Origin of the sequence: Nitrobacter winogradskyi Nb-255, assembly GCF_000012725.1 — a bacterium.
In the GTDB taxonomy this organism is placed as follows: Bacteria; Pseudomonadota; Alphaproteobacteria; order Rhizobiales; family Xanthobacteraceae; genus Nitrobacter; species Nitrobacter winogradskyi.
Genome location: NC_007406.1, coordinates 3,012,222 through 3,036,422, shown reverse-complemented (window position 1 = coordinate 3,036,422; position 24,201 = coordinate 3,012,222). Strand labels below are relative to the sequence as shown.

At 62.9% G+C, this 24,201-nt stretch carries 28 protein-coding genes; 9 read left to right on the top strand and 19 right to left on the bottom strand.

Annotation, left to right across the window (positions count from 1 at the left end):
• Position 1: 1 nt before the first annotated feature.
• From sdhD to NWI_RS14520, 3 genes are all read right to left on the bottom strand, one after another.
• A complete protein-coding gene (gene sdhD / locus NWI_RS14530; RefSeq protein ID WP_181410497.1) occupies positions 2–376 on the bottom strand; it encodes a succinate dehydrogenase, hydrophobic membrane anchor protein in 375 nt (124 codons plus the stop codon).
• Positions 377–405: 29 nt separating this feature from the next.
• Positions 406–807 (bottom strand): succinate dehydrogenase, cytochrome b556 subunit, encoded by a 402-nt coding sequence (gene sdhC, locus NWI_RS14525; RefSeq protein WP_041345673.1) that lies wholly within the window; start codon positions 805–807, stop codon positions 406–408.
• Positions 808–951: 144 nt separating this feature from the next.
• Positions 952–2,508 (bottom strand): malonate--CoA ligase, encoded by a 1,557-nt coding sequence (locus tag NWI_RS14520; protein ID WP_011315995.1) that lies wholly within the window; start codon positions 2,506–2,508, stop codon positions 952–954.
• Between the two features lie 333 nt (positions 2,509–2,841).
• Here NWI_RS14520 and NWI_RS14515 point away from each other — a divergent pair, with 333 nt between their 5' ends.
• The gene (locus tag NWI_RS14515) at positions 2,842–3,351 is read left to right on the top strand and encodes a superoxide dismutase family protein (RefSeq protein WP_011315994.1); all 510 of its coding nucleotides are present in this window, start codon (positions 2,842–2,844) and stop codon (positions 3,349–3,351) included.
• A gap of 301 nt (positions 3,352–3,652) precedes the next feature.
• A complete protein-coding gene (leuB, locus tag NWI_RS14510; RefSeq protein WP_011315993.1) occupies positions 3,653–4,765 on the top strand; it encodes a 3-isopropylmalate dehydrogenase in 1,113 nt (370 codons plus the stop codon).
• Between the two features lie 122 nt (positions 4,766–4,887).
• On the opposite strand, the gene NWI_RS14505 is transcribed toward leuB, so the two are convergent.
• On the bottom strand, positions 4,888–5,280 hold the full coding sequence (locus tag NWI_RS14505; protein ID WP_011315992.1) for a hypothetical protein: 393 nt from the start codon (positions 5,278–5,280) through the stop codon (positions 4,888–4,890).
• A gap of 396 nt (positions 5,281–5,676) precedes the next feature.
• On the opposite strand from NWI_RS14505, the gene NWI_RS14500 reads away from it, so the two are divergent.
• On the top strand, positions 5,677–6,711 hold the full coding sequence (locus tag NWI_RS14500; protein WP_011315991.1) for an aspartate-semialdehyde dehydrogenase: 1,035 nt from the start codon (positions 5,677–5,679) through the stop codon (positions 6,709–6,711).
• A 95-nt stretch (positions 6,712–6,806) separates the two neighbouring features.
• Here NWI_RS14500 and NWI_RS14495 read toward each other — a convergent pair whose 3' ends face one another.
• From NWI_RS14495 to NWI_RS14485, 3 genes are all read right to left on the bottom strand, one after another.
• Complete coding sequence (locus tag NWI_RS14495; protein WP_011315990.1) at positions 6,807–7,457, bottom strand: carbonic anhydrase; 651 nt, start codon at positions 7,455–7,457, stop codon at positions 6,807–6,809.
• 149 nt (positions 7,458–7,606) lie between these two features.
• Complete coding sequence (leuD, locus tag NWI_RS14490) at positions 7,607–8,212, bottom strand: 3-isopropylmalate dehydratase small subunit (RefSeq protein ID WP_011315989.1); 606 nt, start codon at positions 8,210–8,212, stop codon at positions 7,607–7,609.
• Between the two features lie 83 nt (positions 8,213–8,295).
• Positions 8,296–8,697: a metallopeptidase family protein gene (locus NWI_RS14485; RefSeq protein ID WP_011315988.1), complete on the bottom strand. Its 402-nt coding sequence runs from the start codon at positions 8,695–8,697 to the stop codon at positions 8,296–8,298.
• Positions 8,698–8,823: 126 nt separating this feature from the next.
• On the opposite strand from NWI_RS14485, the gene NWI_RS14480 reads away from it, so the two are divergent.
• On the top strand, positions 8,824–9,162 hold the full coding sequence (locus NWI_RS14480; protein ID WP_011315987.1) for a hypothetical protein: 339 nt from the start codon (positions 8,824–8,826) through the stop codon (positions 9,160–9,162).
• 179 nt (positions 9,163–9,341) lie between these two features.
• On the opposite strand, the gene NWI_RS18040 is transcribed toward NWI_RS14480, so the two are convergent.
• The gene (locus tag NWI_RS18040) at positions 9,342–9,629 is read right to left on the bottom strand and encodes a hypothetical protein (RefSeq protein ID WP_187147984.1); all 288 of its coding nucleotides are present in this window, start codon (positions 9,627–9,629) and stop codon (positions 9,342–9,344) included.
• 260 nt (positions 9,630–9,889) lie between these two features.
• Between NWI_RS18040 and NWI_RS14470 the strand changes: the two genes are divergently transcribed.
• Positions 9,890–10,195, top strand: coding sequence for a hypothetical protein (locus NWI_RS14470; RefSeq protein WP_011315985.1), 306 nt, complete (start codon positions 9,890–9,892; stop codon positions 10,193–10,195).
• Between the two features lie 116 nt (positions 10,196–10,311).
• Here NWI_RS14470 and NWI_RS18315 read toward each other — a convergent pair whose 3' ends face one another.
• Positions 10,312–10,545, bottom strand: a complete 234-nt coding sequence (locus NWI_RS18315; RefSeq protein ID WP_244374922.1) for a hypothetical protein — start codon at positions 10,543–10,545, stop codon at positions 10,312–10,314.
• A 19-nt stretch (positions 10,546–10,564) separates the two neighbouring features.
• Here NWI_RS18315 and NWI_RS18310 point away from each other — a divergent pair, with 19 nt between their 5' ends.
• Complete coding sequence (locus NWI_RS18310; RefSeq protein WP_244374921.1) at positions 10,565–11,017, top strand: hypothetical protein; 453 nt, start codon at positions 10,565–10,567, stop codon at positions 11,015–11,017.
• 130 nt (positions 11,018–11,147) lie between these two features.
• On the opposite strand, the gene leuC is transcribed toward NWI_RS18310, so the two are convergent.
• The 8 genes from leuC to NWI_RS18035 form a co-directional block, all read right to left on the bottom strand.
• A complete protein-coding gene (gene leuC / locus NWI_RS14455; protein ID WP_011315983.1) occupies positions 11,148–12,554 on the bottom strand; it encodes a 3-isopropylmalate dehydratase large subunit in 1,407 nt (468 codons plus the stop codon).
• A 435-nt stretch (positions 12,555–12,989) separates the two neighbouring features.
• A complete protein-coding gene (gene rplS, locus NWI_RS14450) occupies positions 12,990–13,370 on the bottom strand; it encodes a 50S ribosomal protein L19 (protein ID WP_011315981.1) in 381 nt (126 codons plus the stop codon).
• A gap of 220 nt (positions 13,371–13,590) precedes the next feature.
• Positions 13,591–14,310, bottom strand: coding sequence for a tRNA (guanosine(37)-N1)-methyltransferase TrmD (gene trmD / locus NWI_RS14445; RefSeq protein ID WP_011315980.1), 720 nt, complete (start codon positions 14,308–14,310; stop codon positions 13,591–13,593).
• 163 nt (positions 14,311–14,473) lie between these two features.
• Positions 14,474–14,995 (bottom strand): ribosome maturation factor RimM, encoded by a 522-nt coding sequence (rimM, locus tag NWI_RS14440; protein WP_011315979.1) that lies wholly within the window; start codon positions 14,993–14,995, stop codon positions 14,474–14,476.
• A 12-nt stretch (positions 14,996–15,007) separates the two neighbouring features.
• Positions 15,008–15,340, bottom strand: a complete 333-nt coding sequence (gene rpsP / locus NWI_RS14435; protein ID WP_011315978.1) for a 30S ribosomal protein S16 — start codon at positions 15,338–15,340, stop codon at positions 15,008–15,010.
• Positions 15,341–15,418: 78 nt separating this feature from the next.
• Entirely contained in the window at positions 15,419–16,969 is a 1,551-nt protein-coding gene (ffh, locus tag NWI_RS14430; protein ID WP_011315977.1) for a signal recognition particle protein, read from the bottom strand.
• Between the two features lie 195 nt (positions 16,970–17,164).
• Complete coding sequence (locus NWI_RS14425; RefSeq protein ID WP_011315976.1) at positions 17,165–17,887, bottom strand: SIMPL domain-containing protein; 723 nt, start codon at positions 17,885–17,887, stop codon at positions 17,165–17,167.
• Positions 17,884–18,612 carry a GyrI-like domain-containing protein gene (locus NWI_RS18035; RefSeq protein ID WP_011315975.1) on the bottom strand — a complete coding sequence of 243 codons (729 nt, stop codon included), beginning with the start codon at positions 18,610–18,612 and terminating at the stop codon, positions 17,884–17,886. Before NWI_RS18035 ends, NWI_RS14425 begins: the two co-directional genes overlap by 4 nt.
• Positions 18,613–18,889: 277 nt before the next feature.
• On the opposite strand from NWI_RS18035, the gene dapF reads away from it, so the two are divergent.
• The 3 genes from dapF (at position 18,890) to NWI_RS14400 (ending at position 23,117) form a co-directional block, all read left to right on the top strand.
• On the top strand, positions 18,890–19,762 hold the full coding sequence (dapF, locus tag NWI_RS14415; protein ID WP_041345152.1) for a diaminopimelate epimerase: 873 nt from the start codon (positions 18,890–18,892) through the stop codon (positions 19,760–19,762).
• Entirely contained in the window at positions 19,762–21,030 is a 1,269-nt protein-coding gene (mtaB, locus tag NWI_RS14410; RefSeq protein WP_011315973.1) for a tRNA (N(6)-L-threonylcarbamoyladenosine(37)-C(2))-methylthiotransferase MtaB, read from the top strand. The genes dapF and mtaB overlap by 1 nt, the downstream gene beginning before the upstream one ends.
• Before the next feature lie 428 nt (positions 21,031–21,458).
• Positions 21,459–23,117, top strand: coding sequence for a CHASE domain-containing protein (locus NWI_RS14400; RefSeq protein ID WP_011315972.1), 1,659 nt, complete (start codon positions 21,459–21,461; stop codon positions 23,115–23,117).
• Positions 23,118–23,294: 177 nt separating this feature from the next.
• Here the strand turns inward: NWI_RS14400 and NWI_RS14395 are convergent, their stop codons facing one another.
• Complete coding sequence (locus tag NWI_RS14395; RefSeq protein WP_011315971.1) at positions 23,295–23,837, bottom strand: sigma-70 family RNA polymerase sigma factor; 543 nt, start codon at positions 23,835–23,837, stop codon at positions 23,295–23,297.
• Complete coding sequence (locus NWI_RS14390) at positions 23,837–24,055, bottom strand: NepR family anti-sigma factor (protein ID WP_011315970.1); 219 nt, start codon at positions 24,053–24,055, stop codon at positions 23,837–23,839. The genes NWI_RS14395 and NWI_RS14390 overlap by 1 nt, the downstream gene beginning before the upstream one ends.
• Positions 24,056–24,201: the final 146 nt, after the last annotated feature.

Sequence of the window (24,201 nt, the reverse complement as noted above, 5' to 3'; positions counted from 1 at the left end):
ACTAAACTCCGGATGACAATTTGAAGATGGCGTAAGCGGCGGTCAGCGCCAGGGTCACGGAGAAAAAGTTGTTCGCCATGATCGACGCCAGTTTTAGCTTTCCGTCGTGCACGTAGTCCTCAATGATCACCTGCATCCCGATCTTCATATGCCAGATGCTGGCGACCACGAACAGCAGCATGATGATGGCGATCGGCGGCGAGCCGAGAATCTGCGCCGCGCCCGCCTGGTTGCGGCCGAGCAGGATCATCATCACCACGACCATCGGTACGATGAGCAGGATCATGGCGACCGAGGTGAGTCTCTGGCGCCAGAAATCCGTCGTGCCGGAATGGGCCGAGCCATGGTTGCGAACCCGCCCCAGCGGGGTCCGCATGGACTTCGCGCCGGATGGCGGCGTTGCGGTCATCGTCCTCCGCCTCCGATCGCATAGGCGGCGATCCAGAGCAGCGCCGTGAGCAGAATGCCGCCGATCAGCGTCGCCCTGGTCAGCCACTCACGCTCGGTCGGCTGGAATCCGTAGCCGAGATCCCAGACGAGGTGGCGAACGCCGCCGAGCATGTGATGCATCAGCGCCCACGTGTACCCGAACGCGATCAGCCGTCCGGCCCAGCTCGACGTGAAGGACTGGACCGCGGCGTACGCGCCGGGCCCGGATGACACGGCCATCAGCCACCAGACCAGCAACAGGGTTCCGAAATAGAGCGCCACGCCGGTCGCGCGGTGGACGATGGACAGCGTCATCGTCAGGGTCCAGCGGTAAATCTGCAGGTGCGGCGAAAGCGGTCGTTCGATCCTGACGGTCATCATGGCTTCGCTGGTTGCGGGCACGCGACGCAAGCCCTGTTGGGGATCCGCGACAAGCAATTCTGCTCATATACTTATGGAGTTGAGCCAGCCTGTGCAACGTTCAATATCGCTGTTGACGGATAGCCGCTGGGAACACCGCCTTCACAGTTTCTTAACATCATGCGGCAGGAAGCCGCCGGGGACCTTCGATCCGTACAGGCCGGCATAGGTATGGCGCAAAATATTCTTCTGCACCTTGCCCATGGCGTTACGAGGCAGTTCGTCGACAAAGATGATTCGCTTCGGTATTTTGAACTTCGCCAATCGCCCATCCAGCGCTTTCAGCATTTGTTCTTCGGTCATGTCTCCATTCTTGCCGCGGACCACGACCGCCGTCACGCCCTCGCCGAAATCCGGATGAGGGACGCCGATGACCGCGCTCTCGGCCACGCCCGCGAGCGCGTCGATTTCGCTTTCGACCTCCTTCGGATAGACATTGAGGCCTCCTGTTATCACGAGGTCCGTGCCGCGGCCGAGAATGTGCACGTAATCCCGGTGATCGATCTTGCCGATGTCGCCCGTGATGAAGAAGCCGTCGTCGCGAAATTCGGTCCTGGTCTTCTCGGGCATCCGCCAGTAGCCCTTGAACACGTTCGGGCCCCTGACCTCGATCATGCCGACGCTTTCGCGCGGCAGCTCCTTTCCGCTCTCCCGGTCGGTGACGCGGACCGAGACCCCACGCAACGCAGGGCCCACGGCACCGGGAACGCGATCGCCGTCATAAGGATTTGACGTGTTCATGCCGGTCTCCGTCATGCCGTAGCGTTCGAGCAGGGCGTGACCGGTACGCGCCGACCACTCGCGGTGAGTGTCGGCGAGCAGAGGAGCGGAGCCGGAGATAAACAGCCGCATAGGTCCGGTCGATTCTTTCGTCAGCGCCGGATGTTGCAGCAGGCGCGTGTAGAAGGTCGGCACGCCCATCAGCACGGTGGCGCGCGCCATTATGTTGATGACAGCTTCCGGATCAAACCGCGGAAGAAAGATCATCGAAGCGCGTGCAAGCAGCGTGACGTTACCAGCCACGAACAGTCCGTGAGTGTGATGGATTGGCAGCGCGTGGATCAGCACATCCTTTTGGGTGAAGCGCCAGGCATCGACGAGGCTCATGGCGTTCGATGTCAGATTGTCGTGAGTCAGCATCGCGCCCTTGGATCGCCCGGTCGTGCCTGACGTGTAGAGGATCGCGGCAAGGTCGTCGCCTGCGCGCGCAACCGTGATGAAATCAGGCTTTGCTGTCGTGGCGGCTCCGGTCAGCGATCCCTTTCCCTTCGCGTCCAGGGTCTCGATCGTAGCGTTCACTTTCGATGCGATCGCCTGGAGACCTCCTGCTTTCGAGGGGTCGCACACCACCAGCGATGGCTCGGCGTCGGTGATGAAGTAGTCGAGTTCGCTGAGCGTATAGGCGTCGTTGAGCGGCAGATAGACCGCGCCGGCGCGCGCGGTCGCGAGATAGAGCGCGAGATTGGGCACCGACTTTTCGGCCTGGACCGCCACGCGATCGCCCGGCCTCACGCCGCGCGCCACCAGGACGTTGGCCAGCCGTCCGGAGAATGCGATCAGATCGCCATAGGTGATGCGCGGTCCGTCCATCGTTTCGATCGCGAGCAGGCTTGCATCGTCGAGATCGTCGAACAGGCGCGAGAACAGGTTGGCGTTCATGACGGTTTCCGTTGGCGATCATGGACCCGCGGCGTGATCGCGGGCGGCCGCGTAGGGGCTGGATAACAAGTGCGCAGGGGCTGGATAACAAGGTTGTCCCTTGCAAGGCAATGCAGCGATGCGGCCAGCCGCGCGGGGAGGCCGGCTCGCGTTTTGTGAACAAGGTTTCGCGCAACTGCCGCACAGGAACGGCCGATGAAGATGGGATGACAATTCCCTCAGCGGCCGGTGATGTGACTGGCCGCTGGGAGGAGTTGCTGCTATAAGGGCGGCGGCGACGCCGTTTTTCCCAGCCATGTTTCCAAGCCATGAATTCCGCAGCGGAGGTTTACCATGATCGCTCGTGTCCTGTTCGCGACGACGGCTCTCCTCGCCCTGAGCGTGACTGCGGTCTCCGCCAATTCGGCCAGGGCCCTGCTGAAAAACGCCGAAGGCGCGGAGGTCGGGAAGGTTGAGCTGATTCAGGTCAAGGACGGCGTTCTGCTCAAGGCCGCTCTGAAAGATATTCCTCCCGGCGAACACGCCTTCCACATTCACGCGGTCGGAAAGTGCGAGCCGCCTTTCAAATCGGCGGGAGGCCATTTCAACCCGGACAACAAGAAGCACGGCATGATGGCGGCCGATGGCTCTCACGCCGGAGACCTGCCGAACATCGTCGTGCCTGCTTCCGGCGAATTGAAGCTCGATGTTGTCAGTACCGCCATCACGCTGGACAAGGACAAGCCGAATTCGGTGCTGAAGCCGGATGGCACGGCCATCGTCATTCACGCGGCGGCGGACGACTACAAGACGGATCCGACCGGCGAAGCCGGGGGGCGCATCGCCTGCGGCGTTATCGAGTAGGCACGTCAGGGACTGCAACGGCGTGCCCGGCCGCCAGCGTTCGGCCGCGGCGGCTCCGCTTGCCGCGCCACGTCGACGTTGCGTGCGCGTGGCGACGATACCTGACTGTAGAACAGTCCGCCGCAATGGCGGTCTTGCCAACAGCGCGACACCGGCCTAGCAATCGGCGTCACATGCAATGTCATGATCGGCCCTGCGCCGGGCATCCCGCCTTCATCGCTTGCAGGCAGGGATAGGCCGGGCGTCGGCGGGCAACACATGCCCGCTTTCCCGGTCATGATGACTGTCCGAGGATTTTATCATGGCGACCTACAAGCTGCTGCTCTTGCCCGGTGATGGCATCGGTCCCGAGGTGATGGCGGAGGTGAAGCGGCTGGTCGGCTGGCTGGACGCGCAGGGCATCGCCAAATTCGAGACCGAAGAAGGGCTGGTGGGTGGCGCATCCTATGATGCCGACAAGGTCAGCATCACCGACGCCACCATGGCGAAGGCGCTCGCCGCCGATGCGGTGTTGTTCGGCGCGGTCGGCGGTCCGAAGTGGGATTCAGTGCCTTATGAGGTGCGGCCGGAAGCGGGCCTGTTGCGGCTGCGCAAGGATCTCGCGCTCTACGCCAACCTGCGTCCGGCGATCTGCTATCCGGCGCTCGCGGAATCCTCCAGCCTGAAGCCCGAGGTGGTCGAGGGCCTCGACATCATGATCGTGCGCGAACTGACCGGCGGCGTCTATTTCGGAGAGCCGAAGACCGTTACCGATCTCGGCAACGGCCAGAAGCGCGCCGTCGATACGCAAGTCTACGACACCTATGAAATCGAACGCATCGCGCGCGTTGCCTTCGATCTCGCGCGCAAGCGCCGCAACAAGCTGACCTCGATGGAAAAGCGCAACGTCATGAAAACCGGCGTGCTATGGCACGAAGTCGTGACGCAGGTGCATCAGCGCGAGTACAAGGATGTCGCGTTGCAGCATCAGCTTGCGGACTCCGGCGGTATGCAGCTTGTGCGCTGGCCGAAGCAGTTCGACGTGATCGTCACCGACAACCTGTTCGGCGACATGCTGAGCGACATCGCGGCGATGCTCACCGGCTCGCTGGGCATGCTGCCATCCGCCTCGCTCGGCGACACCGACCCGAAAACCGAAAAGCGCCGGGCGCTTTATGAGCCGGTGCATGGCTCCGCGCCCGACATCGCAGGCCAGGGCCTGGCCAACCCGATTGCGATGCTGGCCTCGTTCGGGATGGCGCTGCGTTATTCCTTCGACAGGGGGGATTTGGCGGACAAGCTCGACGCCGCGATCGCCGCCGTGCTGGCGAAGGGCCTGCGCACCGCTGATTTGAAGTCCGAGGGAGCCACCGTGGTCAGCACATCGCAGATGGGCGAGGCGATCGTGAAGGAGCTTGAGGCGCTGCACGCCTGAACGTGGCTCCGGAGTCATGCCCGCGGCAGGATTCCCGGCAGCCGTCGCGATCGGACGGGTTGGCGCGTCCGATGCCCGCAAGCGGCTGATCAGTGCAAGTGGCTGATCAGAGAATGGGCTGATCAGTAGAGCGGGAATCCGGTCGGGTATCTGCCGCCGAGATCGGCTGGCGAGCTGAGCGGCTGGCGGTCGATCGGCCGGTTCAGGTTCTCGCGGGCGAACGAAGGATAACCGACGGAAGGCGGAAAGGCATAGTCGGTGTACTTGCGCTCGCCTGGCAACACTTCGGTGCCTGCATCCAGCCACGAGCGCTTGGAGATGTAGACGCGGGTGCGCGGGCCGGACTGGTAGGACACGTTGGGGCCGCTCGGACCATAGGCGCTGTCGCGGTCAAGGTACCTGCGCTGCTTGGCGCTCGCGTCCGACGCGCTGAAGCCAACCGCGATGAAGGCCGCCGCAAGCGACAGCGCGATGATTCTAGGGGCGCCGGTCGCGGTGGAAATTTTCAAGGTCATCGCGTCCTCACAAATCCGAGTGATTGCCTTTTTACCGCCCAGTTGGTTCGCGCCACAAGCCCAATCGGGCCACACCTTGCCAGAATAATGCGGATGACGACGAAATGTTGCCTCGACCCCCGGCGCGGTCCCCGGTCTGTGGGGCCCTGAGAATCCTGGCGCCCGAAGCACGCGTTAGCCGGTGATATGGTTTTAAGTTACTGTTTTAAATAAGCTATATATGATTTTCACGGCGCGGTCACGGCCTGCCGTCCTCTCCGCAGCGCCCGGCGCATGGGCAAGGAGGATGAGGAACAGGGTCCGGCGTTGTCTTGATGGCGTTTCTCGCTTAGAAGCGCAGCGTCTTCCCTTCTCGCGCGTGAGCGGGACGGAGACGTTTCTTCGGAGAGTTGAGCGATGGGTTACAAAGTCGCGCTGGTCGGAGCGACCGGCAATGTCGGGCGTGAAATGCTCAACATACTGGACGAGCGGAAATTTCCGGCGGATGAGGTGGTGGCGCTGGCCTCGCGCCGCAGCGTCGGCACCGAAGTCTCCTACGGCGACAAAACCCTGAAAGTCAAAGCGCTGGAAAATCACGATTTCAGCGATACCGACATTTGTCTGATGTCAGCCGGCGGCGCGGTGTCGAAGGAATGGTCGCCGAAGATCGGCGCGGCCGGCGCGGTCGTGATCGACAATTCGTCAACATGGCGGATGGACCCCGACGTGCCGTTGATCGTGCCCGAGGTCAACGCCGATGCGGTGACCGGCTTCACGAAAAAGAACATCATCGCCAATCCGAACTGCTCGACGGCGCAGCTTGTCGTGGCGCTGAAGCCCTTGCACGACAAGGCCGTCATCCAGCGGGTCGTGGTTGCGACCTATCAATCGGTGTCGGGCGCCGGCAAGGACGCCATGGACGAACTGTTCGCGCAGACCAAGGCGGTCTACACCGCGAGCGAACTGGTTAACAAAAAGTTTCCGAAGCGTATCGCCTTCAACGTCATCCCCGAGATCGACGTGTTCATGGAGGACGGCTACACCAAGGAAGAATGGAAGATGATGGCGGAGACCAAGAAGATTCTTGATCCCAAGATCAAGCTGACCGCGACCTGTGTGCGGGTGCCGGTGTTCATCGGCCATTCGGAAGCTGTCAGCATCGAGTTCGAGAAACCGATCACGGCGGATGAGGCGCGCGGCATCCTGCGCAATGCGCCGGGGTGTCTCGTCATCGACAAGCACGAGCCGGGCGGCTATGTCACGCCGTATGAATCGGCCGGTGAAGACGCGACCTACATCAGCCGCATCCGCGAGGATGCGACCGTGGAGAACGGTCTGTCGATGTGGGTCGTGTCTGACAACCTGCGCAAGGGTGCGGCGCTCAATGCGATCCAGATCGCCGAGTGCCTGATCAACCGCAAGCTGATCCGAGCGAAGCCGAAGGCCGCCTGATCAAGCCGCCGGGGCCGGGCTTTCCGACTCCGCCACGGTTTCCCGCCATATAGCGTTTTCGCGAGCATCCATTGCGTTCGAAAACGCTATAGACCTCAGATGAGGCTGTTATCCCCGACGCTGCGGAACTCCCTGGCTTCCTGATCGAGCGCGTAGAGCGAACCTTCGGCGATGCTGAAATAGGCGCCGTGCAGGTGAAGATGCCCGCTCTCGACGGATCTCCGCACGAAGGGAAGGGTCATCAGGTTTTCGATGCTGCGGAATACCGCCGCCTTTTCGAGACGGGTGGCGAATTCTTTCGTCGTCTCCCGTTCGCGCTGCTCGATGACCTCGCCGGGCTTGATGAACATCGCCATCCACCGGCCGATGAAGTCGCCGGACGACAGCGGCGCGGCCTTTTTGATGATGGCGCTGATGCCGCTGCATTGCGCGTGGCCGAGGATCACGATGTGCTTTACCTTGAGCACTTCCACCCCGAACTCCAGCGCAGCCGAAATGCCATGGGCGGCGCCGTCGGGCTGATAGACCGGCACCAGGTTGGCGATGTTGCGCACGACGAACAGTTCGCCGGGCCTGGCATCGAAAATCACCTCCGGGGAAACGCGCGAATCGCAGCAACCGATCACCATCGTCTCCGGCGACTGCCCGCGTTCGGACAGCGCGCGATAGCGTGATTGCTCGACAGGCATCCGTTGCGTGACGAATGCGCGATAGCCGTCGATCAGGCGTTGCGGGAAACCGTTCATTTCGCACCCATCCGTTGTTGTCCGCACGGTGAAGACAAAGCCGGACGTTCCGGTCATGGCCTTCGAAGGCAGGCCGCAAACGCTGCTGGCGCGACCTGTCGACGAGCCGAGGCGTACGGACCCGCGACGTCTCGGGCGTTCGGGAAAGGTCAGGCCCAGGCGCGCTCGCGCTTCGCCTTGTCCTCGTAGCTGTCGATCGCCGCCTTCTTTTCCATCGTCAGCCCGATGTCGTCGAGACCGTTCAACAGGCAATGCTTGCGAAACGCGTCGATCTCGAATTTCACCGTGCCGCCGTCGGGCCCGCGTATTTCCTGATTGGCGAGATCGATGGTCAGCGTCGCGTTGGCGCCTCGTTCGGCGTCATCGAACAGCTTGTCGAGGTCGGCTTGGGTCACCCGGATCGGCAGGATGCCGTTCTTGAAGCAGTTGTTGTAGAAAATATCGCCGAACGAGGTGGAGATCACGCAGCGGATGCCGAAGTCGAGCAGCGCCCATGGCGCGTGCTCGCGTGACGAACCGCAACCGAAATTGTCGCCGGCGACAAGGATTCTGGCGTTGCGATAGGCGGACTTGTTGAGAACGAAATCCGGATTCTCCGAGCCGTCGTCTCTGTAGCGCTGTTCCGAAAAAAGCCCCCTGCCCAGGCCGGTGCGCTTGATGGTCTTCAGGTACTGCTTCGGAATGATCATGTCGGTATCGACATTGATGATCTTCAGTGGCGCCGCGACGCCTTCCAGCGTTGTGAACTTATCCATGGCGAGGATCCTCGTAAGTGGCCATTCTATCCCGTTCCCGGCGCTGATCCAATAGCCGGACATGCCGTAGCGGACATGCCGTGCTATTCCACCGCCTGCGCCTCGATCGCTTCCATGTCGGCATCGGACAGCCCGAAGTGGTGGCCGATTTCATGGATCAGGACATGGCTGATGATATGGTCGAGCGTTTCATCGTGCTCGGCCCAGTAGTCGATGATGGGACGGCGATAGAGCCAGATCATATTGGGCAGCCTGGCAACGTCATCGTGGCTCTGAAACGGCAGACCCGTGCCCTGGAACAGCCCCAGCAGGTCGAATTCGCTCTCGGCCTGCATTTCTTTCAGCACCTCGTCGGTCGGGAAATCCTCGACGCGAATGATGAGGCCGTCGCACAGACGCCGGAAATTCTCCGGCAGGCGGGCGAACGCCTCGCGCGCCATGGTCTCCATCTCGTTCAGCGAGGGGGCTTTGGCGGAGGTCCACATGAAGCTCTGTTTAACCCGTGTTTCACCGTTACGGCATGGTTTTTTACGATCCGGGCGGTCTTGCGGTTGACGCGGGCGCGGCAATCGGAGACCGTTCGCGGGGAACAGGGTGATCGGGGCGCGGCCATGGACGTCAGGACAGCGGCGGGAAGACTCGTGACGGCGGCGGCGTCGTTGCTGTTGCTGGTGGTGCCAGGGACGTTGCTGCTCATGTATGGCGGACAGGCGCAAGCGCGAACCGCCGCGCGGAACATGGATCGCGCCGTGTCGTCGGGCATGTCGGCGCAAACCCACAAGCGGCGTCCGCGCGTGCGGATTTATCGCGAGGATGAGCGTGGAGTTTATCCGAGCTATCATCCGGGATCAGACGCGGTGCGCGACTGCACCGCGCACTATGTGCAGGAATTCCGGCCGAGCGGGACAGTGATCGTTCCGCGAATGAACTGCTACTGGCGCCGCGGCTGACTGTTCGCATGAAGCGCGGTTTGTTTGTGGCCGCGCATCCGATCACGCTATCCGCGCATTCGATGCATCTTGCCGCAGGCACATTCACGTCGCGTTCACTTGTTGGCTCATAGCCTTGTCACTCGCGTCTCGCTCGCGTCGCGGCGACGAGTCTTCTGCTGCCGTCGCGGTTACCCGTCCTACTCAAGGAGGTCTACATGCTCTTGAAGAAAATTCTTGGATTCGCCGCTCTCGGTGCGCTTCTGTTTTTCGCGGCCCCCGCGCAACAGGCGCAGGCGGCGACTCCGGTCAGCCCGGGCATCGTCGCCGGGCAGAGCGGCGCAGGTAAGCTGACGACCAACGTGCAGTGGGGACACCATCACCATCGTCACTGGCGGCATCAACGTCATCACCGCCGTCATTGGCGGAACCATCGTCACCACCGCCACAATTGGAATCGTCATCATCATCGCCACCACCACCATCATCGTCACTGGCGTTGATGACCTGGAGCCCGCTTCCGATAGAATCAGAAGCGGGCTCCATGATTTTGTTTTGTCGCGTTTTCTTCACGCGAACCGGTGTCCACTTCGCTCGAAAACGCTCCAGGCCGGGAGTTCGGCGAAACCGGTTCCCGTCATGTCGAGCAGGTCCGCGCAGCGGGCCTGCCTTCCCTGAAGCGTGGCGGATCTTTCGAGAAACGTGTCATAATGACAACTCACGTCGGTCGATCCACGGAGCAATCGCCATGAAAAGATATCTGGGCGTCAGTCTGGCCGCGGCAATCATCGCGTTTTGTGGCGTGGCGTTCATTGAAAGCGCGAAGGCCGTCCCTGGCGCCGTCACTGTCTCCGCTCAGCCGGGGACGCTGATCGAGGTCGGAGCGACGCGGCGCCCTCATCGCGCGAGCCGCGGATATCGCCATCAGCGCGCGCGCGTCTACGTGCGTGGTCCCTATCAGCCTTACTATGGACGGCCATCCTACTATGCGCCGGGAAAAGTGACTCCGTTCTTTCCGTTCGGCTTCGGCTACGGCCTCGATCCGTCCTGGTGAGACGAGCGCGGCTGTTGAACCCCGTCCGATCGCGAGCGGATATGCCTGTGCGGGCCGGAAAGAAAAGCTGAAAGCTTCGACGCGCAACGGCCCGACGTCATCGGCGTCAATGCCGATCAGATCGGCAGCCGCGCTTTGTTCGCGGCATCGTATATCTCGATACGCAGGATCGGAAAACGCGACTTCAGGTCGGTCGCGGCCTGTGTCGCCTGGGCGAGCGTCTCGAACTGGTTCTTGAAATGCCCATCGACCCGCAGCGTAAAGCCGGCGTCAGGCGGCACGTCGGCCCGCGCCGCGGGACCGGATACCGGCTTGATCGTCGTAGCGGCAGGTGTCGGCGGCGCAGCCACGGGTGCCGGAATCGGTGGAGTGATCGCGGCAGCCGGTTTCGGCGGCAAGGTTAGTGCATCGCGCGGCGCGGTCATGACCGGCTTGTCAGCCGCACGCGGCGCGGCCGTGCCGCCGCTCTCCACGACCTCCGCCGGCCCAGCGGCTTTGCCTTTCTCGGACGCAGGCTTTGCAGCCGCCTTTGCAGTGGCTTTGGCAGCCGTCCTGGATGGCGTCTTTGCCGATGCCTTCGCATTGGCGGGCGGGCGCGAGGTTTTTTCCGCCTTGGGGGCGGCGGCTCTGGTCTTGGCTGTTTTCATTACGTCGTTACGGCTAACGGAATTGTCCGGCGAAGGCAGCCCGCCAGTTGAGGCGGGCCTGATTCGCCGTCGCATCCTCGTTGAAAACTTTTCGATCAGTGATCGAGCGGAAACTGATCGGAAGCCTCGTTTTGTCAGACGTTCGTTTTGTCAGACGAATGTGCGCGGATTGTAAGAGCACTTCGACAACGTCGTTCGGCACAAAGCGATGCGGCCACGATCACATGGAGGTGTTGTGCTTCATTGCGGTGTCGAGCGCAAGGCCATCATGCTTCGCTTGAAAATGCCTTCAGGCGACAGACGGCTCAACGCCATTCGCGTATATCGACGAAATGCCCGGCGATCGCGGCCGCCGCCGCCATCGAAGGTGACACCAGATGCGTGCGGCCCTTGAAACCTTGCCGCCCCTCGAAATTGCGGTTCGAGGTCGAAGCGCAACGCTCATCCGGCTTCAGCTTGTCGGGATTCATCGCAAGGCACATCGAGCAGCCGGGTTCGCGCCACTCGAAGCCGGCCCTGGTGAAGATCTTGTCGAGGCCTTCCGCCTCCGCCTGTTCCTTCACCAGCCCTGAGCCGGGTACGACCATCGCGCTGACGTTGCCGTTGACCGTCCGGCCTTCCGCGATTTTCGCGGCGGCGCGGAGGTCTTCGATGCGGCCGTTGGTGCAGGAGCCGATGAAGACGCGGTCAAGCCTGATGTCAGTGATCTTCGTGCCAGGGAGCAAGCCCATGTAATGCAGCGCGCGCTCCTTCGACAGCCGCTTGGCCTCGTCCTCGATAGCGGCGGGATCCGGCACCTTGCCGGTCACCGCGATCACGTCTTCAGGGCTGGTGCCCCAGGTCACGATCGGCGGCAGCTTTGCGGCGTCAAGCCGGATCTCGTGATCGAAGTGCGCGCCGTCATCGCTGCGCAGCGTTTCCCAGTAGCGCAGGGCGGCATCCCAATCGGCGCCCTTCGGCGCCTTCGGGCGGCCCTTCAGGAACTCGTACGCCGTCTCGTCCGGCGCGATGAGACCGGCGCGCGCGCCGCCCTCGATCGACATGTTGCAGACCGTCATGCGGCCTTCCATCGACAGCGCGCGGATCGCTTCGCCGGCGTATTCCAGCACGTAGCCCGTGCCTCCCGCGGTGCCGATCTCGCCGATGATCGCGAGGATGATGTCCTTGGCTGTGACGCCGTCCGGCAGCTTGCCGTCGACCACGGCGCGCATGTTCTTCGCTTTCTTCTGGATCAGCGTCTGGGTCGCCAGCACGTGCTCGACCTCGGACGTGCCGATGCCGTGCGCCAGCGCGCCGAACGCGCCATGGGTCGAGGTGTGGCTGTCACCGCAGACGATGGTGGTGCCGGGTAGCGTAAAGCCCTGCTCGGGGCCGATGACGTGAACGATGCCCTGCCGCTTGTCGAACTCGTTGTAGTACTCGATGCCGAAATCCCGCGCGTTCTGCGCCAGCGCGGCGATCTGCTCGGCGCTCTCCGGATCGGGATTGGGCTTTGATCGATCCGTGGTCGGCACGTTGTGATCGACCACCGCGAGCGTTTTCTCAGGCGCATGAACCTTGCGTCCCGCGACGCGCAGCCCCTCGAATGCCTGAGGTGACGTCACCTCATGGACGAGGTGACGGTCGATATAGATCAGGCAGGTGCCGTCCTCGGCCTCGTGCACCAGATGATCGTTCCAGATCTTGTCGTAAAGGGTTGTCGGTTGAGACATGAACGTGAACCTATCGGGAGTTCTTGAATCGGGTCGCGCAAGCCGCGCGGGACGGTCGCTGAAGAGAGGACGTGTCAGGTCGCCGAAGTCGCGAACCGCCCAAAGAAGCGTCCCGGCAAACGGCTGCGATCGTCGATCACGATGCGGGCCGTGAAGCGGCCGATGTCGCTGCTGATCCGATCCGTAATCATTGCGTCTTTAATACCATGGCCGCATCCGCCTCGACAATCGAACGAGCGGCGGCGCTCGGGATAGATAGGGCATTTTCCGGCGAAGTGGAGACCGGTTCGCCGCAAGAAAATGCGACCAGGCAGTATTTTATAGAGCATGGTCCAATTCAGTTCGATCGGGTCATGCTCAGACTTGCCCGCCGCAACAAAAAAGCGCGGCCAGCGCCGCGCTTTCGTGCATTTCGGGACCCGAGGCGGCTTGCGCTCAGTTCGTCGCGGCTGCGCGGTCCGTCTTCTTCTCGACAATACGGGCCGACTTGCCGCGCAGTTTGCGCAGATAGTACAGCTTGGCGCGACGCACCTTGCCGCGGCGCACCACCTTGATCGAGTCGATCATCGGCGACATCACCGGAAACACGCGCTCGACGCCCTCGCCGTAGGAAATCTTGCGGACCGTGAAGCTCTCGTTGAGCCCGCCGCCGGAGCGGCCGATGCAGACGCCTTCATAGGCCTGCACGCGGGTCCGCTCGCCCTCCACCACCTTGACGTTGACGATCACGGTGTCGCCGGGGCCGAACTCGGGAATGGTCTTGGTCGCCGACAGCTTGTCGAACTGCTCTTTTTCGAGCTGCTGAATGATGTTCATTGCAATCTCCATCGGCGGCGCGCCCGGCCGTTTGAGGGGGCTGCGCGGAATTCATATGTCCAGTGGCGCGCATGCCGCAAAAGGGGATACCGTTTCTGCGGAATGAATACGCGCAACTCAGTCAGGTAGAGAGTTTTCCAGCGGCGAACCGGATTCCACTTTGCCTGGAAATGCTCGCTGCGCGGATTTGGGCTCCCTATACGTCAAAGCCGCCGCGTTGTCACCCGTTTGTCTTGCGTTCTGGCGGATTTTGAGTGGCCCTTGCCGCCCACAGGTCCGGACGGCGCTCCTGCGTCAAGGCTTCCGCCTCGGCCCTTCGCCAGCCGGCCACCTTGGCATGGTCGCCGGACAGCAGAATGTCCGGGATCACCCGGCCCTCGAATTCCTGCGGGCGCGTGTATTGGGGATATTCCAGAAGCCCGTGCGAGAAGCTTTCATCCTCGCCCGATTCGGCCTTGCCCATCACCCCCGGCAGAAGCCGGACGCAGGCGTCGATCAGCGCCATCGCCGCGATTTCACCCCCCGACAGCACATAATCTCCGATCGAGATCTCATCGAGCCCGCGAGCGTCGATGATCCGCTGGTCGACCCCCTCAAAACGTCCGCAGACAATCAACGGTCCGGGACCGGCGGCAAGTTCCGCCACCCGCGACTGGGTCAATGGCCGACCGCGCGGACTCATCAGGAGGAGCGGTGCGCCCGGAGGCGTCTCTGCGGCATCGATGGCCCTGGCCAGCACGTCGGCGCGCAGCACCATGCCGGGACCGCCGCCCGCCGGGGTGTCATCGACGCTGCGGTGGCGGTCGGTGGCGGAGTTCCGGATGTCGCGGATGTCCAGCGCCCATAAGCGGGCCGCCAGCGCCTTTCCGGCGAGGCTGATGCCGAGCGGCCCCGGAAACATCTCGGGAAACAGGGTCAGGACGGTCGCGCGCCAGGTCATCGATAAGCTCTTGGCTGAATAGCTGTCATGGCCGGGCTTAAGCGCGAAGCGCTTCTTTGTGCAGGCGTCCCGGCCATCTACGTCTTTGTCATAGAGAAGACAGACGTGGGTGTCCGGGACAAGCCCGAGCCTCACGAAGAGCCAGGAAGAGTACCCGCACCGGCTAAACGGAGTTCGGCTCCTCGCCGTCGATTTCTGCGGGCGCCTCGATCACCACGCGTCCGCCTGCGATGTCGACGATGGGCACCACGGCGTCGGTGAACGGCAGCATCAGGGTCGGGCCGCGCGCCGGCGCGATCTCAATGATGTCGCCGGCGCCGAAATTGTGAATGGCGGCGACCGTTCCGAGCGCCGTGCCCGCCGCATCAAATGCGGCCAGGCCGATCAGGTCGGCGTGGTAGAATTCGCCTTCGTCCGTCTCGGGCAACTTGTCGCGCGCGACGTAGAGTTCCGTGCCATTGAGCCGCTCAGCCTCCTCGCGCGTAGTCACGCCGGTGAGCGTTGCGATGAGGTGATCGCTGGCCGCGCGCGCGTGCGACACTTCGAGTTGACGCGCGCCATCCTTTGTCGAGAGCGGGCCGTATCGCGTCACCGACATCGGGTCCTCGGTGAACGTCCACAGCCGCACCTCGCCGCGCAGGCCATGCGCGGCGCCGATCCGGGCGACGCAGACGCGCGCCGTCATGCCGCCTTAGCCTCAGGACTTCGCGGCGGCTTCGGCCTGCGCCTTGCGCTCCTTGCGCGGCACAGCCTTCACGGGATTGTTGCGCGGTGTGCGCTTCTTGACGCCGGCGGCATCGAGGAAACGGGCGACGCGGTCGGACGGCTGCGCGCCCTTGGCGAGCCAGGCCTTGACCTTGTCGAGGTCGAGCTTGAGGCGGTCGGCATTGTCCTTCGGCATCAGCGGATTGAAGTGGCCGAGCCGCTCGATGAAACGGCCGTCGCGCGGATAGCGGGAATCGGCGGCGACGACATGGTAGACCGGGCGCTTCTTGGTGCCGGCACGGGCAAGGCGGATCACGACGGGCATAAGGTTCTCCTTCTTGGATCTGTCTGATGAGTTCGTTGTGTCGTTAAATCAGTGGCGAAATGTGTGAGGCCGTTCGTTTCATTTCTTCTTCCGGGGAAAGCCGAGACCTGGCTTACCAAGACCGGGCAGAGTCGGTTTGCCCGTCAGTCCGGTGAGGCCGGGAAGATTCGGCAGGCCGCCGCGTAATCCGGCCGGCAGATCCTTCGGCAGTTGCGGCAGGCCATCGGCGCCTTTCGGCATTTTGTCCGCGAGCGCCTTCATCTGTTCGGCGCTGGGCATGCCCCCTCCAAATCCCATGGCCTGCGCGATGCCGGCGAAGGGGCCGCGCTTGCCGGCACCCATCATCTTCATCATGTCGGCCATGCTGCGATGCATCTTGAGGAGCTTGTTGATCTCCTCGACCTTCTGGCCCGCGCCGGCGGCGATGCGCCGCTTGCGGCTGGCTTTCAGGATTTCGGGATGCTTGCGTTCCTGCCGCGTCATCGAGTCGATCACGGCGACCTGGCGCTTGATGATCCTGTCGTCGAGGCCGGCCGCGGCGATCTGGTTCTTCATCTTGGAGACGCCGGGCATCATGCCCATCAGGCCGGAGATGCCGCCCATTTTGGACATCTGCAGCAACTGTTCGCGCAGGTCGTTGAGGTCGAACTGGCCCTTGCGCATCCTTTCGGTGGTGCGCGCGGCTTTTTCGGCGTCGATGTTGGCGGAGGCTTTCTCGACCAGCGAGACCACGTCGCCCATGCCGAGGATACGGCCGGCGATACGGGAGGGGTGGAAATCCTCCAGCGCGTCGGTCTTCTCGCCGGTGCCGATCAGCTTGATCGGCTTGCCGGTGACCTGGCGCATCGACAGCGCGGCGCCGCCGCGGCCGTCGCCGTCGACGCGGGTCAGCACGATTCCGGTGAGGCCGACGCGCTCATCGAACGACCGCGCGAGATTGACCGCGTCCTGGCCGGTCAGCGAATCCGCGACCAGCAGCACCTCATGCGGGTGGGCGGCGGTTTTGATGCTCGCCGCCTCGGACATCATGTCTTCGTCGAGCGTGGTGCGGCCGGCGGTGTCGAGCAGCACCACGTCGTAGCCGCCGAGCTTACCGGCCTCCAGCGCGCGGCGCGCGATCTGCTCCGGTTTCTGCCCGGCGACGATCGGCAGCGTCTTGATGTCCAGATCGCGCCCGAGCACCGCGAGCTGCTCCATCGCTGCCGGACGATAGATGTCGAGCGAGGCCATCAGGACCTTGCGCTTGTCCCGCTCGGTCAGCCGCCGCGCCAGTTTCGCGGTCGTGGTGGTCTTGCCCGAGCCCTGCAGGCCGACCATCATGATGATGACCGGCGGCACGGCGTTGAGTTCGATGGTCTGTCCGTCGGAGCCGAGCGTGGCGATCAGTTCGTCATGAACGATCTTCACCACCATCTGGCCCGGCGTCACGGATTTGACGACGGTGGCGCCGATCGCCTGTTCGCGGACCTTGTCGGTAAAGCTGCGCACCACGTCGAGCGAGACGTCGGCTTCCAGCAGCGCCCGGCGAACCTCGCGCATGGCGGCGTCGACATCGGCTTCCGTCAGCGCGCCGCGCCGCGTCAGCCGATCGAGAATGCCGCCGAGCCGTTCCGACAGATTGTCGAACATGAGCCGTTCCTGTCTTCCGAGGGTCCGTGAGACCTAAACCCAAAACACGTTTGCGCCCGAGGGCGCACAGCGCTGTCGGGCGTTGACCTCCGGCCCCTGCGGCCGGTCGGCGGGTCGAAAAGAAGTCTTTTCGAGAATTCGGGCGGATTTACAGGCACTGGCCCGCCCGAGTCAAGCCGATCGGCGGGCCGCGCTTTATGGCGCGGCCTTGATCTCCCAGGAGATGCCGACCGTCACGCGAAGCGTTTCCTCGCCGGGCGCGATGGCGGCCTCCGCGGCCATCGGCATCGCGGCGCGGCGATACATGACCGGCGCAGAGCTCCCGTGCTCCGAAATGCTGAGCGGCGCGCCGAGCGAGACGCCTGCCGCCTTGGCGTAGATTTCAGCCTTGCGCCGCGCGTCGGCGACCGCCTCGGCGCGGGCGTCGTCGAGCAGCTTCGATGCGTTGGAGACCGCGAAATTGATGCCGCCGATGTCGTTGGCGCCGGCGGCGGTCACCGTATCGATCACCCCGGCGAGTTTGCTGATGTCGCGCAGCTTGACGGCGACCCGGTTGGTGGCGCGGTAGCCGGAGAGGACGCTGGGGCTTGAGCGATTCGGATTGGTATATTGCGGCTGCAGCGATAGCCGCGACGTCTGAAAGTCCTTCTCGGGGATGCCGGCGCTTTTCAGCGCGGCCAGCACCTTGCTCATGGCGGCATTGTTGGCTTCGGACGCTTCGCGCGCCGTCTTGGCGTCGGTCGTGACGCCTGCTTCGATCTGGGCAAGGTCAGGCGGCGTGGAGATCGTGGCCTCGCCGGTTACCGAGATCATTGGCGGCGGCGTATCGGCTTGCGCGGCCAGCGGGATCAAGGCGGTGGTGGTGGCGATGGCGATGGCGATGGCGAGCGGGATCCGGTTCTGCATGACGGTTCTCATTTCAGCGGGACATAGACATCGATGACCAGGCTGTCTTCCTCGGTCTTCAGGGGATCGGTCGTATATTCCTCGATGAAGGTATCCTTGGCTTCAAGCTTCCTGTCGTCGAGGGTGTTTGTGATCGCCTCATAGGTGTTGTCCATGTTGTCATAGGAGCCGCGATGTACAAACTTCAGCGCCTTGCCCTCCGGTGATTTACCCATGCTCATGTTCTTGGGCAGGTCCTTGATCTCCTGATCGACCGGGATTTCGGCCAGAAACGAGAAGCCGTTATCGTCCGTCGAGGTATAGACGATCATCATGTTGCCGGCGGGCTTGACGCCCCGCTTGTCCAGCAGGGCCGCGAGCGACTTGAACGAATCGATCAGCGTTTCGAAGGCGGTGTCCCAGGTGGCGGTGTTTCGCAGTGACAGGACGGTCTTCGGGGTCAGGGTGTGTTCCTCGCCGAAGGGGTCGGCCGTTTGCACGGGTGCGGTCGCCGGCGGCTTGGGGGCTTCCGCGGTCGGGTTTTCCGGTGTCTGCACCTCGGCCGGGGGCGGAGTCGGCGTGGCGGGGGCGGTCGTTCCGGGCGGGGCCGGCGCGGCTGGCGGAGCCTCGGCAGCGGGCGCCGTCGCGCCGGGAGGCGTCGCAGGCGGCGTTTCGGCCAGCAAGGCGGATAGCCCCAGCAGCATGACCCCCGATATGGCGGCTATCCCGAGGGGGAAAAAGAAGCGAAGGCGGTTCATCGAGGAGGGTCTCCCTGGTCGTGCTGACCGATGTCCGCGAGACCCGGTCCTTGGCCGCTGGTGCAGGTGGAGGGATGAAGGTGCTGAATACGCGACTCTGGCGTTCGTCCCATGACAGAACAAGACCGATATGTCATGCCGCATCGTGGCGGGCATGGGGCGCTTGCGGCGGACTTGCGTGAATTGATCACGGGAGTTGTGGCGCTGGTCAACAACCGTGCGCCACCATATAACGCGGGTGAGATGGAGCCGGGGGTTGATCCGGAAACTGGAACCGATGAGTGTGCTCGCAAATCACGCTTTCAGCAAGATGAACGGCATCGGCAACGAGATCGTCGTTGTCGATCTTCGCGACAATCCTGCCACGGTCACGGCCGGGGAGGCTCGTGCTGTCGCATCGCCCGGCGGCGTGCCCTATGATCAGTTGATGGTTCTGCAGCCCCCGCGCACTCCGGGCACCGAAGCCTTCGTTCGGATCTACAATAACGATGGTTCGGAAGCCAATGCGTGCGGCAACGGCATGCGCTGCGTCGCGCGACAGATCTTCGAGGCGACAGACAAGACCGCGCTGACCTTCGAGACGCGCGCGGGGCTTTTGAACTGCTGGCGAGGCTCCGCGCCCGGTCTTTACAGCGTTGACATGGGATCGCCGAAGTTCGGCTGGAAGGATATTCCGCTGGCCGAGGAATTCCGCGATACCCGCTATATCGAACTCCAGGTCGGGCCGATCGACGCCCCCGTGCTGCATTCGCCGTCCGTTGTCAGCATGGGCAATCCCCACGCCATCTTCTGGGTTGACGACATCCATGCCTACGATCTCGCCCGTTTCGGGCCGCTGCTGGAGAACCATCCGGTGTTTCCCGAGCGCGCCAACATCACGCTGGCCCATATCGTCGATCGCGATCACATCACGATGCGGACCTGGGAACGCGGCGCGGGCCTGACCAAGGCTTGCGGCTCGGCGGCCTGCGCGACGGCGGTGGCGGCGGCGCGGCTCAAGCGGGTCGAGCGCATCGTTCATATGACGCTTCCCGGCGGCAGCCTGACCATTGAATGGCGCGAGCGCGACGATCATGTGCTGATGACCGGTCCGGCCATATTCGAGTATGAGGGCGCCTTCGATCCGGCGCTGTTCGCGTCGGTGGCCTGATGCCGGTCGACGTCATCACTTTCGGCTGCCGGCTCAATGCCTTCGAATCCGAGGTCATCCGTCGCAACGCGGAAGCGGCCGGCCTTGAGGATGTCGTCATCGTCAACAGTTGCGCCGTGACCAATGAGGCGGTGGCGCAGGCGCGGCAATCGATCCGTCGCCTGAAGCGCGCGCGGCCCGATGCGCGCATCGTCGTCACCGGATGCGCCGCGCAGATCGAGCCGGCGATGTTCGCGCAGATGGCCGAGGTCGATCGCGTGATCGGCAACGATGAGAAGATGCGGGGCGAAGCGTGGCGCGCCGCGCGGGCCGCTTTCGCTGCGCCGGATGTGACGATCGCGGCGGAGAAGAAGATCGCGGTCGCCGACATCATGGCGGTGACCGAGATGGCGCCGCATCTCGTCGATGGCTTTCAGGGCGGACTGCCGCGCGCGTTTGTTCAGGTGCAGAACGGCTGCGATCATCGCTGCACCTTCTGCATCATCCCCTTCGGACGCGGCAACTCGCGCTCGATGCCGATGGACGCCGTGGTCGATCAGGTTCGCGTGCTCACTGAAACCGGTTATGCCGAGATCGTGCTGACCGGTGTCGATCTCACAAGTTATGGCGCCGATCTTCCGGGCGGGCCGCGACTGGGCGGGCTGGTCAGGCAGATCTTGCGGCAGGTGCCGGAGATGAGGCGGCTTCGCATCTCGTCGATCGATTCGATCGAGGTGGATCGCGATCTGATGGACGCGATCGCGAACGAGGAGCGGCTGATGCCGCATTTGCATCTGTCGCTGCAATCCGGGGATGACATGATCCTGAAGCGGATGAAGCGGCGGCACGCGCGCCGTGATGCCATCGATTTCTGCGCGCAGGTGCGGCGGTTGAGGCCGGACACAGCCTTCGGCGCCGACATCATCGCCGGCTTTCCCACCGAGACCGATGACATGTTCGCGCGGTCGCTGGATCTCGTTGCCGAATGTGATCTCACCTTCCTGCATGTCTTTCCCTATTCGTCGCGTCCGGGAACGCCTGCGGCGCGGATGCCGCCGGTCGCGGCTGAGGTGGTCAGGAATCGGGCCGGGCGGTTACGGGCGGCGGCGGGCGCCGCGCTGCGGCGGCGGCTTGCGGCGGAGGTCGGTGCGACGCGCCGGGTGCTGATCGAAAGCGGCACGCAGGGCCGCACCGAGCATTTCGTGCCGGTCGCAATGACGGGAGACACGCCCGGCGCCGTGCGGACGGTTCGGGTGGCAGGGCACGACGATACGCGGCTGCTGGCTTGATCCCGCTGCGCCAGGTAGAAGCAGCCGTCGACAGGATCCAGGCTCGAGTCCCAGGGGGCCTCGCGGTAGCAGCCATTTCCCTTCTGACGGACGCAGGAGTCAGGCTCTGTCGTATCGATCTGACGCGTTTTCTTCACGAACGGGCCCCGGTCTTACGAATCGAGCCTGAAGACATGCTTCGCGCGAAAACGCGATGAGCGGCGCATGGCCGCAGGCGAATGCTCGCGGCTGAATCTTTTATCCGTGTGCGCTGAAAGATCACTTGGCCGGACTCCGTTAACGATCGTTCCCGGCTTTTGTACCTGGTGGCGGAACCAGGCTGGCGCGGCACGATTGATGTGGTGCATCGTCGCGGGGGCGCTGCTGTTCATGGTAAGGCCAGCCAGTGTTGCGAATGGTTTTATTCTCGTGATTTCCGGGTAGGGCGCGTGGTTCGGCTGGGTTTTGTCATTGGCTTTGTCGCAGTCATCGGGATTTTTCTTTCCGGTCTGGCGGCGTGGCGGGCTCATGATCAGGAACTGGCGATCGACAGGATTGCGCTGTCGCGCGCGATCGACGTTCATGCCAGCCTGGTTCAGGAGCGTCTCATCCAGCGGGAGCTTTTGGCGCGGGTCGCCTCGGGGCTGTTTCGGTCACCTTCGGCGATGCAGGCCAACATGCTCCACCCGTTGCGAGCCTCCATCTATGCCTTTGAGACCGATTTCGTCCTCGCCGCCTGGGTCGCGCGCCTTGAGTCCGGCGAATTTCCGCAGGCTCGTGATGCCCTCGCCAACGCTGGCTTTCCAAATCCGCAGATCAGAAGTTTTGACGACGCCTCGCGTGATCTGTCGTCGCTCGACAAGCCGATCGACGTGATCATGGATGTCGAACCGCAAAATGCGCAAACCTCCGCATTCCCCGGCCGCTCGCTCGATCAGCATCCGATCCTGGGGCCGATGTTCGCCCGAGCGATGCAGACCAAGACTTCCGTCGTGTCCGATCCGCTCAATCTGATGGATAGGGACGGGCCGATCGGGCTGGTCATCGCAACGCCGGTGTTCCAGGAGAATAGCGGGACCGCGGCCGGCTTCATTACCTTTTCCTACAAGCTGGCGTCGCTGATGCTGACCAACGACGAACTGTCGCTGTTTTCCGTCGTGCTGAAAGATCCGCGCAACCCCGCTCTGGAATTGGTCGCCGACGACAGCGGTGATGTCACTTCGCGTCCCGGACAGACGGCTGATCCCGCTCCGCCGGTGTTTCGGACGGTGACCTTCGGTGGTAGGGACTGGTCGCTGGGCTACTACGCGAAAACCAACGCCTCGCATCGCGCGCAGAAACTGGCCGCGGTGGTGGCCGCGATCGGTCTTGCGCTGACCAGCATCATTTGCGGCCTGTTCGGATATGTCGCCTATAACAATTTGCGGCTGAGCCGGGAAATTCAGGTTCGGATCGGCTTCGAGCGGCGGTTGACCGCCGTCATCGATGAACTCAATCACCGTGTCAAAAACATTCTTGCGGTGATTCAATCGATCGTCACGCGTACGCTGCGGCACGGCTCCGACATCGAAGTCGCCCGCGAATTGCTGATCGGCCGGATCCATGCCATGTCGAACGTGGTTTCTCTGCTCAGCGAGAGCCAGTGGCAGGGGGTCAAGCTGAGGGGACTGTTCGAAGCCCGCGCCATCCCTCATGTCGACCGCATCGCGATCCATGGTCCTGATATCACGGTCAGCGCGCGGGCGGCCCAAAGCCTGTCATTGCTGTTCTTTGAACTGGCGTCGCATTCCGACGAGGGACTTTCGCTGGTCGGCAAGCATCCGCATATTGTGGTGAACTGGGAAGTCGAGGGCGAGGGGGAAGAGGCGCTGTTTCGCTTTAGGTGGGAAGAATTCAATACCAGTGCGGCGACCCGACGCGAGGACAGCGATTTCGGCATCATCCTGCTGGACCGCGTTGCGCCGGAAGCGCTGGGCGGAATTTCCAAGCGATACTTCACCGAGGTGAGTTACGTCTATGAACTCGCCGCTCCCATAGATACCGTGGTGGACTTGACCGAGAGAGATCGCACGATGCAGATCTCCACGCCGCTCAAGCCCGGGGCTTGAGCACGATCCCCCACCCAAAGGCCCGCCGGTGCAAAGTGGAACGAGGTTTCGGACAAGCCGCGCTCAATCAAAGAATAAACAGAGCTTCGCTCTGCGCCATTGATCTCGCGCACCTGACACCTTTCCGCTTCTGACGGAATCAGAAGCGGGCTTTCTGCGCGGCTCCGCGATGTCGAGCTACCGGTTGCCGATGACGGCCCGGACCGTATCATCGGGGCCGAAATCCTCCGTGCCCTCGACATACAGCAGGGCGCTGAGCTTCGATCGCGCGCGGTTGACCCGGCTCTTGATGGTGCCGACCGCGCATCCGCAGATCTTCGCCGCGTCCTCGTAGGAGAACCCTGAAGCACCCACGAGGATCAAGGCCTCCCGCTGATCCTGCGGAAGTTTGTCGAGCGCCGCGCGGAATTCCTCGAACTCCAGATGAGCATTCTGGCTCGGTTGCGATTTCAGCGTTTTCGCATAGTTGCCATCTGAATCCTCGACCTCCCGCCGCCGCTTGCGGTAATCGGATCGGAACAGGTTGCGAAGGATCGTGAACAGCCATGCGGGAAGGTTCGAGCCTGGCTGAAACGAATCGATGTTGGCAAGCGCGCGCAGCAGGGTTTCCTGCACGAGATCGTCGGCTCGGTCGCCATTTCCGCTCAGCGATATCGCAAAAGCGCGCAGGTTTGGCACCGATGCCAGAATTTCGTCGCGAAGTGAATCTGTGAGAGGCATTAGTCCCTCCCGTCATTTTTGACGTCGAGATCGCCCCTTGGGGTTACTTGTGGTGTCCCGGGTTCGGATGCATCGAGCTTTCGAATTAATTCAGCAAACCGGTCCGGGATGCCCTGCCTCACGACGTCGTCATACATGGCGCGGAGCTGGTGCCCGATCCGGGATTGAATCTCGGCGTTGAGGCCGCCTTTGGCGAGGGGTGGTTTTGAATCTTTCATGACAGTCGCGCCCGGGTTTCAAGACATTGAAAATGTTGGAAATTCCTGTGCTTCGCGCCGCTATCACGGAATTTGTATGAAGCCTAATTCAATGCCGAAGTGAAAGTTCCAGGGTTCGGGAACTTTTGTCGTGTTCGGGAGTAAAC